This window comes from Aetokthonos hydrillicola CCALA 1050, assembly GCF_017591665.1.
In the GTDB taxonomy this organism is placed as follows: Bacteria; Cyanobacteriota; Cyanobacteriia; order Cyanobacteriales; family Nostocaceae; genus Aetokthonos; species Aetokthonos hydrillicola.
Genome location: NZ_JAAKGC010000017.1, coordinates 73,455 through 92,582 on the forward strand (window position 1 = coordinate 73,455; position 19,128 = coordinate 92,582).

Sequence of the window (19,128 nt, forward strand, 5' to 3'; positions counted from 1 at the left end):
AAAATACTTCTAATTTTCGACCATCTTTTGTGTACCAAGTATGAGAAAATACTTTCCACGCTCCTTGCCGCATTCACACTAATTTTGAGATTACGTATTATTTCATGCAAACTCAAGACAGAGCTACAACTTCAAAAATCGTAGCGGCGATCGCAGCTAGTCAAAATTATCTTCTTTCGATGCAACATCCCGCAGGATACTGGTGGGCAGAGTTAGAATCCAACGTCACCATAACTGCGGAAGCTGTCCTCCTCCATAAAATCTGGGGAACAGATAATGAAAGACCATTGCATAAAATAGAGAATTACCTACGCTCTCAACAACGGGAACATGGAGGGTGGGAGCTTTTCTATGGTGATGGTGGGGAGATTAGCACTTCAGTTGAAGCGTACATGGCACTCAAACTGCTAGGTGTACCGGCAACTGATCCCGCCATGGTAAAAGCACGGGACTTTATCATATCACGAGGCGGTATCACTCGCACTCGCATTTTCACCAAGCTTCACTTAGCGTTGATTGGATGCTATGACTGGCGTGGTATTCCTTCGTTACCGCCCTGGGTGATGTTGTTACCAACAACATTTCCTGTTAATATTTACGAAATGTCAAGCTGGGCAAGATCAAGTACTGTCCCACTGCTAATTGTTATTGATCGCAAACCAGTCTTTAAGGTTGACCCAGCCATTAACTTAAACGAGCTTTATGTTGAAGGTTATGATAAAGCCGTATTTGAATTACCCCGTAAAAATGATTGGACAGACTTATTTCTTTACCTGGACGGTGCTTTCAAATTAGCTGAGAAGTTTAATCTAGTTCCTCTGCGCAGCGAAGGTATTAAAGCCGCAGAGAAATGGATTTTAGAACGGCAAGAAGCTTCAGGCGATTGGGGGGGTATTATTCCTGCAATGCTAAATTCACTTTTAGCGTTGCGCTGTCTAGATTATGACGTGGCAGATCCTATTGTGCAACGAGGGCTAAAAGCAGTTGATAATTTTGCGATTGAAACAAAGGATACTTATACAGTCCAGCCTTGTGTTTCTCCTGTATGGGATACTGCTTGGGTGATGAGAGCACTTGTTGATTCTGGTATGTCACCAGATCATCCAACTCTAGTGAGGGCTGGGGAATGGTTGTTGAGCAAGCAAATTTTAGACTATGGCGATTGGGCTGTTAAAAATCGCACAGGAAAACCTGGCGCTTGGGCTTTTGAGTTTGAAAATCGCTTTTATCCAGATGTGGATGACACTGCTGTGGTTGTTATGGCTTTAAATGCAGTGAAACTGAATGATGAAAAACTCAAGCAAGCGGCGATCGCACGAGCTCTAGACTGGGTTGCTTCTATGCAGTGTCAAGCAGGGGGTTGGGCTGCGTTTGATTTGAACAACGATCAAGAATGGCTGAACGAAATACCCTATGGTGATCTTAAAGCTATGATTGACCCCAACACGGCAGATGTCACTGCTAGGGTGTTAGAAATGTTGGGTAGCTGTCAACTGTCGATTGATAGTCGCAACCTTCAACGGGCACTTACCTATCTGATTCGCGAACAAGAAACAGAAGGTTGCTGGTTTGGTCGTTGGGGAGTTAATTATATTTATGGAACTAGTGGAGTCCTTTCCGCCCTATCCGAGATCGCTCCACAGAAGATGCAACGTCATATAGAACGGGGTGCTGCTTGGTTAGTTAAGTGTCAAAACCCAGACGGCGGTTGGGGTGAAACTTGCCGAAGTTACAATGACCCATCTCTTAAAGGACAAGGAAATAGTACTGCATCTCAAACAGCTTGGGCAATACTAGGCTTAATAGATGCAGGTAAAGCAACAGGAAAATTCGAGAAGCTTGCTATTAGTCGCGGAATTGACTACCTATTAGAAACTCAGCTATCTGATGGTAGTTGGTATGAATCCGAATTTACTGGTACTGGATTCCCTTGTCATTTTTATCTAAAATATCACTTCTATCAACAGTACTTTCCTTTATTAGCTCTTGGTCGTTATCAGGCTATAAAATAATGGGAATGGGGAATGGGGCATAGGGCATAGGGCATGCCCCATGCCCCATTCCCCATTTATGGTTTTACTTTATAAAAAGCTTGCTGCATTCCTTGAGTGTAAGGTAACAAAATCATTCTCTGTTCAGGTTGAAGCTGGTTGAGAACTTCATCCATTAATATTTTGTTCCATTGTTGTAATACTTCCCATTTTACATCAACTTTCTCCATCACCATCAAGCATAAGTTCACAAGTTCCTGTTCCACAGCTGCTAAACTTTGTTCCAAAACAGACAGCCAAAGGTATGCTTGAAACATCTTTAAGTCACGAAGGCTTGACTGTGCGACTGTTGGGCTGCTTAATAAGCCACTACGACTCATATAATTAGGGAATAATTCGACTAGTTGGTTGTAAACATTCTGGGCAATTTGTTCAGCGGCAGGCAACATTTTTTCAACTAACGCTAAGGCTGGTGAATTTAAATCATGTTTAGTAGCAGCAACGCACACTCGTTGCCAAGGAATAGCAACTTGTTCTTCAACAAACTTTAAATAGGGGCTGAGCAATAGTTTTTCTATAGGAGTGACCTGATTGAGAATTAGCTTGTTTGTAAACTTTAATTGGGTAGTCATAAAGCCTAGAGAATGCCAATCATTACATGCTATGTGTTGCTCTTGAAATTCTATTAATATTGGTTGAAGTCCATCTGCTAGTTCTTGTATTGTTAAGATTCTAAAGTCGGTTAGAGAATTGTCATGCAAATTATCTTCTGTGCGCGATATTTCATTTACAAATGAAGAGTTATACAGTAGCTGATTTTGATAAATATTTAGTAGAACTTTATAGACAAGAATTGCTGAATCAGTTATTTTTTTTGCTTCTTTAAAGTTTAAAACGTTCGGAATATAATTATGGAGAGATTTCGTTTGTATCCAAGCCATCTGGCTGTTGATATCTAATAAATTATCCTTAAATTTTGCGACAGTTTTACTGCGTCCTTCTGGCGAAGCAGTTTCAAGGAATAAACATATGAAAGATTCTTGATATAATGGTAGAGAAGATAAGTCAGGTTTGTAGTGCAATGCCCAAAGATTAAGTAAGCGTTTTACAGAAGGTGTTGTCTCAACATAAGTAGTTTTGAGCATAGATTTGTATATTTTTTAAATACCTAATTTATTTATAGGGTAATATTTACAAATTACCCTTCTGTTTCTAAGTAACTTAGATTAGAAAAGCGCTCATATGTATTTTTCTGCAAATTATTAATTATGAATTATAAAGTCACAAAAGAGAAGTACTTTTATCAGAATTCAGAAGTCAGGAGTCAGGAGGGTAAGTTGTTGCTTTAAAACTTCGTCCATTGTGGACGAGAAAGGGGTTGAAACTTTTCTTAAAACACTATCCATAAAAGGATGGTATATTCTGAATCCTGAATTCTGCCCCCTGACTCCTGTTTATGTTTATACGTTTATTGTCTATTGATTTATTTATTTCTTTTTTTTATTTAAACTTATATTTATATTTCTTTATCAAGGATTTATAGAAGTAAAAAATAATATTTATATTTCTTGATCTTACCATAAAATTCTAATTTTAAAACTTAGCTAGAACACTCATATCTACTGGGCTACAGCTATTAGTGGTATAATAACCATATAATATTAGGCTCTTTTATTATTATTTTGTCATTAATAAAAAACTATTCGTGGAATTATATCCCTCGATATGAGCCTATCTAGTGACTAGGCGGGGATGACACTGCTATTATGGCCATGCGGATTTAATAGCGATCGCGCATCGTTAGCGATAGGGAGGAACGAGCGTCAGCGCTCCTGCCAAAGGCATCTCAGCCCTTGAGAACACACACAATACACGTATGGGACAGTGACTTAGTATACAAACAAAGTCAAAGGACAAGTTAGAATAATAAGAGGGCGAACGAGGGGACTTGAACCCCCGAGTGGTGGAACCACAATCCACTGCCTTAACCACTTGGCTACGCTCGCCATATGTGTTTCTGATTATAACACGTCCTTGGCGAATTGATCCAGAAGATTACAAAAAAAAGGAACGGTCTTTGTTGATCGCGAGTCTAAACGCTGAGGGCAAACAACACTTGAACAAGATGAGATTTCTAAGCGTTATTACATGTGTAGGAGTAGTAGGATTAGCTGCATTAGGGGTGGCTATGGCAAAAACAAATCCGACTAAAGCTGACTACGAAGATTATGCAGTCCAGCGTCTGACTGAATATTTAGATCAGAACGTTTGTACTAAAACAACCAGTCTATTAGAAAATTTAATAAAATTTGATTGTCAGAAATTCTTAAACTCAGCGAATCCACAGATACGGGAAATTATAGCAGGTAGTACACACAGGGAAAATTTCATTGTTTTTAGTATTTATCGTACAGAGTTCAAACTTAATTCCTGGCTACCTTCATACAAGTTAGAAACTGTAGGAGCATTTGACAGTTTTTACACGTATAACTCTCAAAAACAATAATACCTAAATAGTTCGGGAAGCCTGACAGCCCAGGTACAAGATATTAGATGTCCAATTAAGCCAGTCCAGTGTGTTGTGGCGCAGCGCAACGCACCGCCACAAATGGAAGGTGCGTTACGGCTTCGCCTAACACACCCTACGTTTAATTGACATTTCTTCATATACTTTGAATTTTTCCTAAACAATCCTATCTTTGGCAACTTCGTATAAGTCCTAAATTTCTCGCCAGTGGGCTGGGAATTTGTTGAAATCGTCACATTAAGATTTTTTTTATTTTGTATTGGGCTGGACAGTTTTTCCAGTTCCATTAAGTTTAAATAACAATCATTAAAGGATTTACACAAAAGTAAATCTCCTGTAAAACTTGCTTTATCTCAGGATCTTACGGTTATAGATTATGAACATGCTCAAAACTAACGATCAACAAATGGTCTTCTCCGGTTTTACTAACCCTGGCGTAGGAAGCTCTCAAACAGACAATCACAAGAAAATCACTTTACCGAATAAATTAAACCTTTTACAACCATTACGCCAATGGCTTGACTCAATCGAAATAGAAAATCAGAAATTTGCTCGGTTTGTTGCTAAGCTGATTCCAGCGCAATGTCCATTTGAGCGAGATGTAGTGTTATTGGGGCGAAAGGTAGCTCACATCCCACCAATGTGCAAGCTAAATCCATTATACGACGAACTTGTGGGGTTGCGTTTTCGCGCTTTGTGTTATTTAGTAGATCAGTGTGGAGAAGATATTCAATCCTACTGCTAAAGATCTGTAGATAAAGCGAAGCATGGAAATAAATATTGAGCGTCAACCCAGTCAAGAACGCCTCAGCCAGTTGGGTGTGTCCAGATGGGCAATTTGGAAAAAAGAAGTCTCGCAATTCCCTTGGACTTATGATTCTCAAGAAACTTGTTACTTTTTGGAAGGTGATGTCGTAGTGACGCCTGAAAATGGACAACCAGTGTACATGGGTAAAGGTGATTTAGTAACTTTTCCTGCTGGAATGTCTTGTGAGTGGGAAATTAAAAGCGATGTCAAGAAGCATTATTGCTTTGATTAGTTGTTATTGTTAGTAGTTAGTGGTTAGGGGTTCTTAGTGACAACTAATTACTAACAACTAACAAGCAGTGATACAAATGTTACTCCATTTGAGTACTTGGCAGGAAGTCGAGAGTTATTTACAGCAGTCTCAAGGTATTATTCTTCCTATAGGTTCTACAGAGCAACATGGACCAACAGGATTAATTGGTACGGATGCAATCTGTGCGGAGGCGATCGCACGTGGTGTAGGTGAAGCAACCCAAGCAATAGTTGCTCCGACAATCAATGTGGGAATGGCACTACATCATACGGCGTTTCCTGGCACAATGAGTTTGCGTCCCAGCACTATGATTCAGGTGATCAGAGAATACATCACCTGTTTAGCTAAAGCTGGCTTTACCAAGTTTTACTTTATCAACGGACACGGCGGAAATATCGCCACCCTTAAAGCTGCTTTCTCTGAAACTTATGCTCACTTAGAAGATTTACAACTTGCCAATGCACACAAAGTACAATGTCAATTAGCAAACTGGTTTATGTGCAGTTCAGTTTACCAGCTAGCAAAAGAATTATACGGTAACCAAGAAGGTTCTCACGCCACACCAAGTGAAGTGGCTCTGACTCAGTATGTCTATCCAGAATCAATTAAGCAAGCGCCCCTTTCCTCATCAGTTGGAAGTGGACGCAAGATTTATAGCGCCGCCGATTTTCGGCAACACTACCCAGATGGCAGGATGGGTTCAAATCCTGCTCTAGCTACCCCAGAACATGGTAAGCAGTTTTATGAATTAGCAGTCAAAGAACTCAGCAATGATTATTTGGAATTTTTGAACGAGGTTTGAGGGGATAGTAGGGGAACTTGTAAGGGTGAACGCCGTTCACGTTCACCCCTATATCTGGAAACACTTAGGAACCTCCCACGGGCTTCGCGCAAAAAAAAACCACTATGCCCTATGCCCCATGCCGTATATTAATTACCTGCGAGCAATACCCTCTTGTCTTGCTGCACGCTGTACAGCACTTGCAACAGCAGTAGCAACTCTTTCATCAAACACAGAAGGAATGATATGCTCCCTGTCAAGGTCTGAAGGTTTGACTAAGGATGCGATCGCATTTGCAGCTTCCAAGTACATAGTTGTAGTAATTGTTGCAGCACGACAATCCAAAGCACCACGAAATACTCCAGGAAAAGCTAATACGTTGTTAATCTGATTCGGATAGTCACTGCGTCCAGTAGCTATAACAGCAACATCTTCTTTCACCAATTCTGGTTGAATTTCGGGAATTGGATTTGCCATTGCAAAAACAATTGGATCTTTCGCCATTGAACGTACCATTTCAGGTGTCAATACTCCTGGTGCGCTAACCCCAATAAATACGTCTACACCAGACATTGCACCGGCTAAAGTGCCCTGAGCTTTAACAGCAAATTCGCGCTTTTCTTCTGTTAAGTCACTGCGGTTAGTGGAAATAATACCTTTGGAATCGCATATCCAGATTTTTTGTGCGCCTGCTTTTTTCAGCAATCGCGCGATCGCAATTCCAGCAGCCCCAGCACCGTTAATTAAAATGTGGATATTCTCGATAGATTTATTCACCAGCTTTAAGCTGTTGAACAATGCTGCTAAAGTGACAATCGCTGTACCATGCTGATCATCGTGAAAGACGGGAATATCCAATTCTTGCCGCAGTTTAGCTTCAATTTCAAAGCAGCGAGGAGCAGCAATATCTTCTAAATTAACACCACCAAAGACTGGAGCAATGTTTTTGACTGTTTTGACGATCTCATCAGTATCTTGGGTAGCAAGACAGATAGGAAAAGCATCAATACCAGCAAATTCCTTGAACAGCATTGCTTTACCTTCCATTACAGGCATTGCTGCTTCTGGACCTAGATTTCCTAATCCCAGGATAGCACTACCATCGGTAACAATAGCAACAGTGTTTTGTTTTATGGTTAAGTTGTAAACTTCTTCGGGATTTTTGGCGATCGCGTTACAAATGCGTCCTACTCCTGGCGTGTAAGCCATCGCTAGATCAGACACGCTTTTTAGAGGTATTCTGCTATTGATGCTAATTTTACCACCACGATGCAGGCTAAAGGTGCGATCGTAGACATTCACTACTTTAATATCTGGTAGAGCTTTAACTGCTTCTGTAATCTCTTCAGCATGTTCTGTGCTAGCAGCATCAACAGTGATATCCCGAATAGAAACTTGGCGTGTTTGTTCGATCAAATCAATTTGACCGACGTTACCACCAACCGTGGCGATCGCCTTGGTTACGCTAGCTAACATCCCGACTCGATTGGGAATTTCTAAGCGCAGGGTTAAACTAAAGCTAGAATTAGGGGTTAGTTTTGCCATTGTAATCTTGGATTTTAGATCTTGAACCGCAGATCATTGTACAAACATCATCTGCGTTTATCCTCTGGGGTGAGGGTACAATTTTAGAACGAACAAGTTTGTAAAAATTACCTTAAAATTTAAAATCTCAGATCAGATTACCGCAAAACAGCAACAACAGCAGGATTGGGAAGGTAGACCGCATGTTTTTCTAAATGGCGATCGCACTCTGGTGGTGAGAATGTGGAGGACGCGATCGCATGTTAACAAAAATAGGGCTTTGTCTGCTGTATATTAAGTCCCAGCGGTAAAAATCTGTTGAGCGGTCAAGTTTAACTCTGGGAATTTTGGGGAATGAATACGAGATTCTCCTCTAAACTGAGTAACTTGGTACTCATCTTCCAGCAACGAATACAGTGATATAGTAGGCTGTTTCGGGTTACCGATAAATCGCCTACCCCCTAAAGCTAAGTAATCTACAATCCAATATTCCATAATACCCAAAGCTTCGTAATCTATAAGCTTATGAGCATAATCATCACGCCAGTTGGTACTCACTACTTCAACAGCTAAGACAATTGATGCGGCTTGTGTAAGCGTAGATTCTTTTTTCCAGAGAGCTTCATTTACAAGATTGTGGCGATCAACTATCACTATATCTGGTTCATACCCCGATTTATTGTCAGGCATTTTTACAAACGCAGTTTTGGGTATAAAGTAAGGCAGTTGTAACCTCGTAAATTCAAATATTAGCTGTGCGGCTAAAAAACTTATAACTTCTTCATGATCCCCTGTAGGTGGTGGCATTTCAACAATCACTCCATTATGCAATTCATAGCGATATTCTGAATTTTCCGGATACCAAACAACAAACTCGTCAAAAGTTACTAATTTTGGTAGCGATTGAATCATAATTCCACCCGTTAATTATATTTGAGAAAGTTTGTAGTTGCGCTTTAGCGCACTCCAGCCGAACGCTAAACCCTTGTATTTATTTAAACGTGATCATCTGATAAGCCGTTGCGTATTCAATTTTTACACCGAACGCGGGCAAGATGCTCTCACTACAATAATTTTACGTTTTCCTTTTATATGTAGTATTGTAGGGTGTGCTCGTGAAGAAGTCTGTAACGCATCATGATTAAGTTTTTGGCAGCAATTCTCATTTTGAAAAAAAATCCGAGAAAATTGTGTTATTGAAAGAGAGAACTTGTGTCAAAGCATCATTTTTTGACAGATAATTATCATCCGACGTTGTCGATAAATAGATTTTCATAAATTTGTCCATGAAAAATCGATATCAACTGATAAATTCAGATGAAATTCACCCAATTTTTCAATTTTTTTAAAGTAAAATATTTTTTTCTCCTCTTTCAATGTATTGACATTTTCAACTAGAGTTTCCTTTTTTTAATGGGACATGTTCTCTGAGAATAAATGAGAAAAAATCTGACCAATCTTTAAACCACAAAAATTTTAATAATGTACGAATATCGTTAAAGAACGCCTTACGAGTGACTAATAGCTCCCGAATTTTTTGATAGGTGGAATTAACTAAATCTAAAACTGTATGAAATAAAAAAGCTACCAAATTTAAAGACAATAACAACTCACATAAATGATTTTCACCGTGACCGAAGTTATGCTCTAAATTATAACCATGATTTTTCAGAACGTTATTCCCTTCGTTCTCGACTTTCCATCTACTGCGTCCTGCTTTAACAATTTCTTCAACATTACTTTCAGTAATTTTATGATTGGTAATCCAATTATTCTTGTAAAGAACTTCCTGTGTTTTTTCGTTAATCACAGTCACTTCACACCAACTAACTTCTAGGCTTAATTCCTCATCTTTCAGTGGGACTCTATCAGTATAACGATAACGATAAATTAGATTTTTTCTTCCATCCCATGTTTTCTTTTCAACCGTTTTAACATCTCCATTTTTCTCCAGAAATTCCAACCATTCATATAAAGTTTTATGAGAAGTTTCCAGACAGACAAAAATAAAATTATAACCTTGTTCCAACGCTAGTTTACAGATAGGTTCATGAGAATATAAGTCATCCCCTAAGAGGGTTACAGGATAAGCATATCTCGATTGAGGATTTTTATTTAGCCATCTTTTGACTGCAGCATTCTCGCAGTCTTGCTTTTCACTCCCATCTTGTTTTTTTATGAATTCAGGCTCTAAATTAATCACTTGTTTTTTATTAGGAGAAACTACTAGTGGTGTCACACAACCGTGAAAATACGTCATCGTTCCATTCCGATGATTACGCACATTACAATGAGGACAATTTATTTTTTTTGATGAGAAATATTCTGTCCCATCTAAAGCTATTAAAATTTGCCCATCTAAGTACAAGAAATTTCTGATTATTCCTTGGATTTCCAACCATTCATATACTCCTTTAAATGTGCCGGAAATTAGAAATGCTGGTACAGGATCTAGTAGGTTTCTGATTTGATTGTCACAAGGTATTTCCTTAATATAAAATAAAGTTTCTGCATTATCTTTTCCCTTACTGTTTTTCATTATGCGTTGATGTTCAAGAAAAGAGGACGACTGTGTAAAAAAGATTGAAAACGCAGCCATCACTGCATCCTCTACCTGATATTTCGTATTATTTCCTGGTTTCCTTTTATCAGGTAATTCATGTAATTCTTTACGTAAAAATTGCATTAATTCAGGAATTTCTAGAGTCGCCGCCTTTTGAGCCATCTTGGAGTAATTTGACTATTTAATATTTTTTACTCACCGATTTTACACTCTTTGTACAACAATTATAAATTTTTATTTAAACTCAGTTCTCTACTTTCAATACCGAACTAATATCCTTGCAAACTCTCCTTCAAAGTTAGGCAATCTCCTAAAATATACTGAGTATTTATACTTAGTTTTATTGAGTCTAGAGTTTTTTAGGAGCGGCTCTCCCTCCCAAAAATAGTTCTTTTGTACTATTTTGGGAGGTTCAAAATGGCGGTTAATATTCTATTTTTTTCAAAATGAGAATTGCTGGCTTGTTTGCCTTTTCACCTACATACGGTTGGGTTCAAGTTGGTTAGTCGGATACCTAAGTCACAAAAACACAAAGAATCTTTTTTCCTCGATAGAAGAGCCTAAGGGCGCTGCCCTCACGCTCTCCAAGCGTAAAAACGGCTTTCACCCTGACTTGATAGACGGGTGAACCTTCCGTTTTTACGCTATTGACTAAATTTGCTTTCTTTTAACTTGTTCCAAATGGACAAATGTGGTAATTTTACATAATATATTGAAAAAGTAATCCGAAATATACCTATTTGCGTTTGTAGCTTAGTGTATTCCCTCGCTAGTGTCATTTACCCTTTTTTAAGGCGCAACATACATATATAGTAAGTTTCGCTTTTAACTATATATAAACATAAATACAGCAATTATGACTAATAATGAACAACTATTAAGTGATACTTTAACAATATTAAATAACCTATTTAAGGTTATAGACTCCTTAAGAGGAATTTTCATTGATCCGGACTTTCAAGGCTCTTTTCAAGATTTGGATAACGAATATAAACAAGCGATAGATAAGCTAGAGAATCCTACTTTATCTATTGTCATGATTGGTTTAACATCTTCTGGTAAGTCTACCATTATCAATGCCTTGATTGGTCGGAAAATAGCCCCCACTGCTAACGAAGAAAAAACCGCAGGTATCTTAACGATTAAGCATTCTGACACGAGTTTTTTATGTATAAATGGGAAAGAGCGCGGAGAGGCATTAAACGATAAGTCTCTCTATCAAATAATCGAAACAGAGATGAAGGAATATGCTAAAAATAGAAATGATCAATCATTAAATAGAAATGATCAATCATTAATGATAACTGTCTCTGTTCCACTTCTTTTTGTTTGTAATCCAGAGCTATTAGGATTACCACCTAAAATTAAAGTTGAATTAATTGACTTACCAGGTATAAGAACATCTGATGACGAAGATAGTATTAATCTTTTCAAGGAAAAAGGTAATAAAGCTTTTATTATCGTTGCCCTAGACTATCAGAATAATACAGATGAAGTTAAAAGAAAAAAATTATTAACACAGCTAAAACCTAATTTAGATTTACTGAACGGAAAAACAGATTCTTTATTTTTTATATTAAACAAATTTAATTTAAGAAAGCAAGAAGATGAACCGCTTGATACTTCCATTAGAAAACTTCAAGACAGTGTTAGAGGATGTTTTAAAAGTCAAAGCGAGTTAAAAATTATGCTAATCGCCGAACCATGATCCGAATCATTGCAATATAGATAAAAGTTTCTGAAGTTTCAGGCAGATGCTCATAATCTTTACTCAAGCGTCTGCACCAATTGAGCCATCCGAATGTTCGTTCTACAACCCACCGTTTTGGTAACTGGACAAAGCCCTTGTGTTCTAAAGGTCTAAGAACAATTTCAACAACCCACCGAAACATGTCCATGACCCAACGTGCAAACTCCTCTCCTTTATAGCCTCCGTCCATCCAAATTGTGTGTAATCTTTTTACTTTATCTCCCGTATGGTAAACTCGCTGAAGGACTTTTTTGGCTCCTTGCCGCTCAGGAATTGAAGCAGAAGTAACCAAAACTCGTAAAACGAGCCCAAGTAAATCTACTGTCAAATGTCTTTTTCGCCCGTGTATTTGTTTACCTGCATCATAACCAACTTCTTGATGTATCATTGTTGCTGTTTCTACCGACTGGCTATCTACAGCAGCTTCAGATGGGCTTGGTTCACGCCCTGCGGCAACCCTTACCCACTGGTAAAGTTTGTCGTGTACTTTTAACCAAGTACCATCTATACGCCATGTTCGGAAATATCCGTAAACTGTTTGCCAAGGTGGAAAATCGCCTGGTAAGCCTCGCCATGTGCATCCTTCACAAAGTACATAAAGAATAGCATTTACAACTGCGTACATCGCTATAGTACGAGGACGTCCACCTGTCTTTGCTTTTGGGAAAAGGGCTGAGATTAATTCCCACTGTTCCCAGGTCAGGTTACTAGGATATGCTTTAGTCATCTACTCACAAGGTGCTGGTATCTGTAAATCTCAGCTTAAACCTTGTGAGCTTTTTTACGATAGCCCCCACTTTTAAAACATCCTCTTAAATCAAATCTCAATATACTCGATGATGTAGTTAGAATTTTCCCTTTTAACGCACTACTACTCTACTATGCTCAGTGTGCCTGGGGGTCAACATCTCATAGAGATAAATCATCGGTTGACCAAGAAATACGGAAGATACTGCTAAGAGAAATGTTTGAGTATTGTGGAAATACTATCAATCAGAAAAAACTTGGAAATAAAGATTTAAAAAATTTGTTTCAAAAGTTAGAAGATTTAATTGACGAAGGCAAAGACATTGACGACGATACAACCCAGCAAATACTCAACTATGCTCTGGATTGGACTCAAGGGAAAGAGTTGTGGGAACAACTACGTGTTCGCTTTCAAGAATCATTTCCAGAACTTGTTGTTCTACCAGCTTTGAACCACTTTTTTAAGTGCTACGATGATTTGGTAAGCAAAATAGATTCTGCGAATAAGACCAGAATATATAACAGTGAAGAAATTGAAGAAAAACGAACAGAACTTTCTGAAAATCGTAGAAATTTACCTCAATCCATTAAAGATATCAGTCACAGTTTTCAAAAGCAGATAAACGGGTACATAGAAGAATTTAGAAAAATAAAAGATATACAGGAGCAACAGCCTATATTACAAAAGTTAGATCAAGATAATATTTCTGGATTCGATACGATAAACAATATATTTCGAGAGATTAAAGACGATTTGGAAATTTCAATTATTAAACCCATCCAAAAAGCACTTATATTTAAAAAACCGGATTACGTCCTAAGAGAAGAACTCACAACAGACACTCAGACGGGAATTAACATTACAGATAGAGATGTAAATGATATCACTAAAAATTATAGCCTCGTATTAGGTATGTTTTCAGAGCGTAACTCTGCCGAAGTAGAAGAAAAAAGAGTTCGACATCTTTATGAATCAGTTTCAGAAGCTATATCGGAGCGAACCAACATTTCGCTTAAATTAAAGTCAAAAAAATTGAACGATGCTATAGAGAAATTATATAACAATCAAAATAGTAAGCTTAGAGTGGTTATTAATCAAGTAACATGTAATGAACTATCTTTAGATACAACAATTACTAATGATTTCAATAAGGATGTGGCTAAAAATCCTCTGAGTTTGCCACAGAATTTTTTTAATTTGAAGCTCAAAGGAGAAATAGAACCACATAGAAAAATCAATTTTTTGCAGAAGTTATGGCAAATATTAACACTGAAGGGTGATCGAAACAAAGATAGAAATAAAAAAATAGCAAACATGATAGCTGAAGAGTGGTCCAAAGGTATTAATGAAAAAGAAAAAGAGCTATGGGATCGTCTCAGTAATTGGATTAAGGAATCCCTAGAAGAATACTCTAATCGCTTTGAAAATTCTACGGTAAAAGTTATTCAGTTAGTAGAACGAGAGCTTAATGAACGAATTTCAAACTTTGAACAAGAGTCAGCAAATAAGCAGAAGATTTTTGAGGATATAAACAGTAAACTAAAGTTAGCTAAAAGGATGCGGGAAGAATTAGAGAAAAAATGCCATAAGCCTATGAGAATATTGCCTCCTGAATACATACAAACGAGGTTATAAAGTTTATAATTCAAAGATATTAGCTGATTCGTATAAATAATAATAAATGCTATGAAAATTGGAGGAAAAAATATAATAAATAAAATTTATTTTTTATGAAAAAAATACCGTCTAAAGAGTATGTAGTAAATCTTGATACTAAAGGCATTGTATATATGGATTATACTGGAGATTTTATTATTTTTGGTGTTTCTATTTCTATTGTTGGTCTACTCTTTGTAAGATTTATTGTTCAAAAATTTATAAAATCTCCCTCTGCTAAAATTTTAGTTTTAGTTATCAATGCAGAGCAAGAGAATATTCTCGAAAATTTGAAAATTACAGAAGATAACGCCGAAATTCTATATCGTGCTGCACGGGCTTTATGGGTGGGTTCTGAACAAGATTTTAATAACCACTTCAAAAGTTGGTTTGATCAAAAGATGCAGGTAAAACAAACTGAACAATCAGAGCATGATGTTTATCTAGTTAAAATTTTTCTCAAAAAGCCTGATTCTAGTTTTCAGCCTAAAAAAAGTTCATTACAGCGATTAGACGCATTCCAGAGATTACCTAAAAATTTAGATTCACGAGCAGTTTTGGTTTCTCCTAGATTAAGTAGTGCAGCTTATGGAATCAAATGTTTATATAAAAGATAAGCTAAATAACTTTGTATGCTGATACAAATAACTTTATTTCTACAGATAATGATTTAGGTAGTCTTAGTTCTATCATTTAGCTAATAATTAGAATATCTAAATTTTTTAATTACACAATCTATTACTTCTATGAGAACCGTAACATTTGAAGAACTAGAATTAGCGCTCATCCTTGCTAAAGCTTCTAACTTTAATTACTACTACCAAAATCCTAATTTTGATGAGCTAGCAACAAGTTCTGGCATACACAATGTTCATAGATTTATGTTCAATAATAATGAGCAAGGTTATGTAATAGGTTTTTTAGGATGTTATAAACACTACATTATTATTTCAATTAAAGGAACAGACTGTTTGAGTGATTGGAAGACAAACATTAGTTTTTCGATAAATAATAATGGCTTTAATGGTGGAGTTCACAATGGGTTTGCTCAAGCAGTTATTAATAGTTTTGATGAACTATTAAAAATTATAAAAAACTATATTAGCAAAGATAAAAGAATACTACTAACTGGGCATAGTCTTGGGGGAGCATTAGCTATTCTTACAGCTCATAAGCTTAGTTGTATTGATGAATTTAGAAATAGAATTGAAGCAGTCTATACCTACGGTGCGCCTCGCGTTGGTAATCGGGCTTTTAAAAAAAACTATAGACTAAACCATTATCGCTTTGAATATGGTAGTGATCCTGTACCATCTTCACCTTCACTTGGATACGAAGATATTGGTATAAGATATTATCTTCCAAAAAATGAGCCAACTATTATGGTAGATGCTCAAGGCTCTGAAGCTTATTCAGTTCATATAAGATTAGGAACAGCAATAGCTCAGCTTTTTTTAAATAGTAGTAATTTATGTTTAATCCAGAAATCTATAGAACACATGGTTGGAGTGTTTGATGATGTAAGTGATCATAATATTGAAAAATACATCTTGCACATTCAAAATTATCAACATTTTATAGCAACTATTAAAGGTTTACAACAGGGATCTCTCAGAAGGTATGGAGGCGTAATTCGAGAAACTAAAACTAAAAATATTATATGCCATTTGCTTGAGCCGCCACAGGGAGTTTATTCTCTTGTCACGAAGGGACAAAGATTACTACAAATGACACAAATTGCCGCTGGTGCAAGCGTATTACCCATCGGTGTTAGTGTAATGGCATTATCCTATATGAATAATCAATTAATTGAAATTCAAACTCAATTGCGACAAGAATTTCATGAAGTTACAATTAAATTAGATTATATTATAAGAGAGCAACAAGAAGCCAAAATAAGAGAATTTAGAGAACAAATATCAGAGTTACAGGCTGCCATTGACACCCAAGTTTTATCTCAGAATCTACCGCAAGTTTCATATCAGGAAAAACTTAAACTTGAAACTTACCGAACTGCACGAAAGGTAAGGTTATTTTTGTCGGCAGAAGCCCAAAGAACAAAACTGAATCTAAATGATTATATGCCGATATCTCCCACCAATCTTGCTATGAAAGGTTGGGCTATTGCAACAGCAATAGAAGCATATCTTTTGCTAGATTTAGGTAATTCTGAGAATATTAATAAAGCAGAAAATTTTCTCCTTGAGGAGATTGAAAAATTTAGAGAAATTGTCTGTGCATCAGCAGAAGTTTTACTTGCTGATACAACCCCACATATAGATATAGCTACAGCTTACCGATTTACTGCTAAGGTTTTTCAGGCTAAAAACATAACTCAAGAACAAGTAGATAGAATTGCTATGATTTCCCCTAGAGATAAGGAATTATCTGAAGAGGCCATTCGTCAAAAGCTTAGAAAAGTGAAAGTAGAATTTGATATGTCGTACGCCCCAGAAAAATATAATCATAACTGGATAAACGAACAAATTATGATATTTGAATATCTTGATATGTTGAGTGAGTTGTTAGCTAAGTTAGAGAGCTTGCTGGATTTCGCCAAACTCTGTAAAAATAAAGGCATTCAGAACATTCGTGACATTCTTCCAGTTAATAACTCTCTACCAGGTCTATACCTTCAATTCTGAAAAGGTTATTAACTGAATTCCTTTATTTAAACGTTTGCGGGATATTGCCGTTTATGCCGCGTAATTGGATAAAGTCGAGCTTAGAGAGCCAGGGTGGTTTCATACAGCGAAAGAAAAAGAATACACGTAAAAATAGAGAAATAAAAAATACAACAAAATATTAAGCAAGAAATAAAAAAGCTTCAATTTGAAGGGAAAAGCTTGAAAATAAAAAGTATAATTAAGAACTAAAATAACAACGAAGCAGAAGTCGCTATAGAAGTAGAAAACTTGAAGCAGCCTAAATCACTAGAGGAATATACCAATTCACAAGTCAACGCAATAACACAATTTTTAACAAACGCAAAAATTCACGATTCACATTCAATAATACTGGCAGGTCAGCCAGGACATGAAGTTGTTTATAGCGGCAAACAACAACAAGACAATATCAAACGTAAAGCAGTTTGGCTGTTGAAAAACAATAAAGCATATATCGTTACTTATACAGCACAAGAAGATCAATATGATGATTTTTTAAGAACTGCACAAGATATGATCGATTCACTAGAAGTTCGATGAATAATATTACCATTTTCAACATTGACGACAACATCGAAAAACTCTTGCAGGAAGGAGCTTCAAGAAATGGGCGTTCTTTAAAAGAAGAAGTAAAAGACATTCTCCGTGAGGCTCTAAGAGAAAATCAAAAAGAGCCTATAAATCTTGTAAGTATGATAGAAAAACGTTTTGCCCACTTAGGAGATTTTGAACTCGGAGAAGTTACCAGAGAACCTATGCGTCCTGTATTCAATTTATTTTCCGTGAGATAATATTGCCTGAATTCTAGGATTTTGTAGGAGCTTTCGCGTATCTGCTATTAGATGAGCGCCCCGAAGTTCGTAAGCGATCGCGCTCTTGCGTAGCACCTCTAGGCGATCGCTCTCTTGCACGGTTTCAAACGGCACCTATAACCTAAGATAAATATGCTACCTCACGCTTAAATAAAAAGTAAAAGATGTCGTTACCCTTGCTACCAATAAATAACATGGATGCCCTTCATAGAGGTTTGTTACCCTCGACAGCGGCAAATTATTTGGATGCAGCACGGGTATGCTTAGACAGACATCATACTCCGCCACAAGAATTTACCATCTTAGATGATGGTAATGAATCTAAAGCTCTCGTTGATTGGAAAATAACTTCAAAGCGGGATAAAAACGCTTGGGCTAATCAAGATGATGCAACTCGTGATGGAGCTTATGCTTTCGCTTTGGCAGCAACAGAACTACTACGAGGATTGGTAGCAGTAAGAAGGGCAGAAACCCGCACAGGAGCAGATTATTATATAGCACCACTTGGTCAGGAAGTTGAAGACCTAGAAGGATGTTTTCGGCTTGAAGTTTCCGGCACAAATTTAGGGATATCGGAGATTAAACGACGTTTGCGAGAAAAAGTAGACCAAGCATTACAAGGTGACAGCAACTTGCCAGCTTTAGCCTGTGTGGTTGGATTCCGCGCTAAATTAATAATGATGCAAACCGTAGAATTTTAATTATGAGTTGGGTATCACATCATTCTGAAAGTGAGCATTATGCAAAATTGGCAGAGTTAGCGAAAAGAGAGCAGAATAATGCTCGTGCTATAGAACTTTACCGGCTTGCAGCTCAAGCAGAAATTTTAGCACTCGAAGCTTTAGAGCCAACTAAAACAAGAACTATTGGTATTACAGCAGTCAGTGCAGCCTCTCTATTATACAAAGCACAAGAGTTTCGTAAAGCAGAGCAACTGGCTTACCAATGGTTAATAACCGACTTACTCCCTGCTTTTGCTGTCCGTCAATTACAAGAGTTACTGCAAGTAATTTGGAGAGAGAGAGAATTAGTGCAAAAAAGAGCTTGAG

18 protein-coding genes, 1 tRNA gene and 1 pseudogene are annotated in these 19,128 nt (G+C 37.1%); 13 read left to right on the plus strand and 7 right to left on the minus strand.

The window, feature by feature from the left end; translation table 11 throughout:
• The first annotated feature begins 104 nt into the window (after positions 1-104).
• On the plus strand, positions 105-2,012 hold the full coding sequence (gene shc, locus G4P69_RS11320; protein WP_208343267.1) for a squalene--hopene cyclase: 1,908 nt from the start codon (positions 105-107) through the stop codon (positions 2,010-2,012).
• 56 nt (positions 2,013-2,068) lie between these two features.
• On the opposite strand, the gene G4P69_RS11325 is transcribed toward shc, so the two are convergent.
• Together G4P69_RS11325 and G4P69_RS11330 are read right to left on the minus strand one after the other, a co-directional pair.
• Positions 2,069-3,136, minus strand: coding sequence for a hypothetical protein (locus G4P69_RS11325; RefSeq protein WP_208343263.1), 1,068 nt, complete (start codon positions 3,134-3,136; stop codon positions 2,069-2,071).
• Between the two features lie 788 nt (positions 3,137-3,924).
• Positions 3,925-3,997, minus strand: a tRNA-His gene (locus tag G4P69_RS11330).
• Between the two features lie 5 nt (positions 3,998-4,002).
• On the opposite strand from G4P69_RS11330, the gene G4P69_RS11335 reads away from it, so the two are divergent.
• The 4 genes from G4P69_RS11335 (at position 4,003) to G4P69_RS11350 (ending at position 6,381) form a co-directional block, all read left to right on the plus strand.
• Positions 4,003-4,497, plus strand: a complete 495-nt coding sequence (locus G4P69_RS11335) for a DUF4359 domain-containing protein (protein ID WP_310833601.1) — start codon at positions 4,003-4,005, stop codon at positions 4,495-4,497.
• 403 nt (positions 4,498-4,900) lie between these two features.
• The gene (locus G4P69_RS11340; RefSeq protein WP_208343261.1) at positions 4,901-5,263 is read left to right on the plus strand and encodes a Mo-dependent nitrogenase C-terminal domain-containing protein; all 363 of its coding nucleotides are present in this window, start codon (positions 4,901-4,903) and stop codon (positions 5,261-5,263) included.
• Positions 5,264-5,285: 22 nt separating this feature from the next.
• Positions 5,286-5,558 (plus strand): cupin domain-containing protein, encoded by a 273-nt coding sequence (locus G4P69_RS11345; RefSeq protein ID WP_208343260.1) that lies wholly within the window; start codon positions 5,286-5,288, stop codon positions 5,556-5,558.
• A 76-nt stretch (positions 5,559-5,634) separates the two neighbouring features.
• Positions 5,635-6,381, plus strand: coding sequence for a creatininase family protein (locus G4P69_RS11350; RefSeq protein WP_208343257.1), 747 nt, complete (start codon positions 5,635-5,637; stop codon positions 6,379-6,381).
• Between the two features lie 132 nt (positions 6,382-6,513).
• Here G4P69_RS11350 and G4P69_RS11355 read toward each other — a convergent pair whose 3' ends face one another.
• The 3 genes and pseudogenes from G4P69_RS11355 to G4P69_RS11365 all read right to left on the minus strand — a co-directional run bounded on the left by G4P69_RS11355 (position 6,514) and on the right by G4P69_RS11365 (position 10,609).
• The gene (locus G4P69_RS11355) at positions 6,514-7,905 is read right to left on the minus strand and encodes a malic enzyme-like NAD(P)-binding protein (protein ID WP_208343292.1); all 1,392 of its coding nucleotides are present in this window, start codon (positions 7,903-7,905) and stop codon (positions 6,514-6,516) included.
• A gap of 273 nt (positions 7,906-8,178) precedes the next feature.
• Positions 8,179-8,796, minus strand: coding sequence for a Uma2 family endonuclease (locus G4P69_RS11360; RefSeq protein WP_208349823.1), 618 nt, complete (start codon positions 8,794-8,796; stop codon positions 8,179-8,181).
• A gap of 564 nt (positions 8,797-9,360) precedes the next feature.
• Positions 9,361-10,609: pseudogene (locus tag G4P69_RS11365) on the minus strand (ISNCY family transposase).
• 694 nt (positions 10,610-11,303) lie between these two features.
• On the opposite strand from G4P69_RS11365, the gene G4P69_RS11370 reads away from it, so the two are divergent.
• Positions 11,304-12,155: a dynamin family protein gene (locus G4P69_RS11370; RefSeq protein WP_208344278.1), complete on the plus strand. Its 852-nt coding sequence runs from the start codon at positions 11,304-11,306 to the stop codon at positions 12,153-12,155.
• Here G4P69_RS11370 and G4P69_RS11375 read toward each other — a convergent pair.
• Positions 12,133-12,924: an IS5 family transposase gene (locus tag G4P69_RS11375; RefSeq protein ID WP_208344277.1), complete on the minus strand. Its 792-nt coding sequence runs from the start codon at positions 12,922-12,924 to the stop codon at positions 12,133-12,135. The two genes, G4P69_RS11370 and G4P69_RS11375, sit on opposite strands and share 23 nt — an antisense overlap.
• Positions 12,925-13,161: 237 nt before the next feature.
• On the opposite strand from G4P69_RS11375, the gene G4P69_RS11380 reads away from it, so the two are divergent.
• From G4P69_RS11380 to G4P69_RS11400, 5 genes are all read left to right on the plus strand, one after another.
• Positions 13,162-14,580, plus strand: coding sequence for a hypothetical protein (locus tag G4P69_RS11380; RefSeq protein ID WP_208344276.1), 1,419 nt, complete (start codon positions 13,162-13,164; stop codon positions 14,578-14,580).
• A 95-nt stretch (positions 14,581-14,675) separates the two neighbouring features.
• On the plus strand, positions 14,676-15,218 hold the full coding sequence (locus G4P69_RS11385) for a hypothetical protein (protein WP_208344275.1): 543 nt from the start codon (positions 14,676-14,678) through the stop codon (positions 15,216-15,218).
• Positions 15,219-15,347: 129 nt separating this feature from the next.
• Positions 15,348-17,246, plus strand: a complete 1,899-nt coding sequence (locus G4P69_RS11390; protein WP_208344274.1) for a lipase family protein — start codon at positions 15,348-15,350, stop codon at positions 17,244-17,246.
• A gap of 270 nt (positions 17,247-17,516) precedes the next feature.
• Positions 17,517-17,807: a DUF1795 domain-containing protein gene (locus tag G4P69_RS11395; protein ID WP_243902581.1), complete on the plus strand. Its 291-nt coding sequence runs from the start codon at positions 17,517-17,519 to the stop codon at positions 17,805-17,807.
• Complete coding sequence (locus G4P69_RS11400; protein WP_208344273.1) at positions 17,804-18,058, plus strand: FitA-like ribbon-helix-helix domain-containing protein; 255 nt, start codon at positions 17,804-17,806, stop codon at positions 18,056-18,058. The genes G4P69_RS11395 and G4P69_RS11400 overlap by 4 nt, the downstream gene beginning before the upstream one ends.
• Here G4P69_RS11400 and G4P69_RS11405 read toward each other — a convergent pair.
• Positions 18,041-18,193, minus strand: a complete 153-nt coding sequence (locus G4P69_RS11405; protein WP_208344272.1) for a hypothetical protein — start codon at positions 18,191-18,193, stop codon at positions 18,041-18,043. The genes G4P69_RS11400 and G4P69_RS11405 overlap by 18 nt on opposite strands.
• 50 nt (positions 18,194-18,243) lie before the next feature.
• On the opposite strand from G4P69_RS11405, the gene G4P69_RS11410 reads away from it, so the two are divergent.
• The gene (locus G4P69_RS11410) at positions 18,244-18,780 is read left to right on the plus strand and encodes a hypothetical protein (RefSeq protein ID WP_243902580.1); all 537 of its coding nucleotides are present in this window, start codon (positions 18,244-18,246) and stop codon (positions 18,778-18,780) included.
• 2 nt (positions 18,781-18,782) lie between these two features.
• Entirely contained in the window at positions 18,783-19,127 is a 345-nt protein-coding gene (locus G4P69_RS11415) for a hypothetical protein (protein WP_208344271.1), read from the plus strand.
• Position 19,128: the final 1 nt, after the last annotated feature.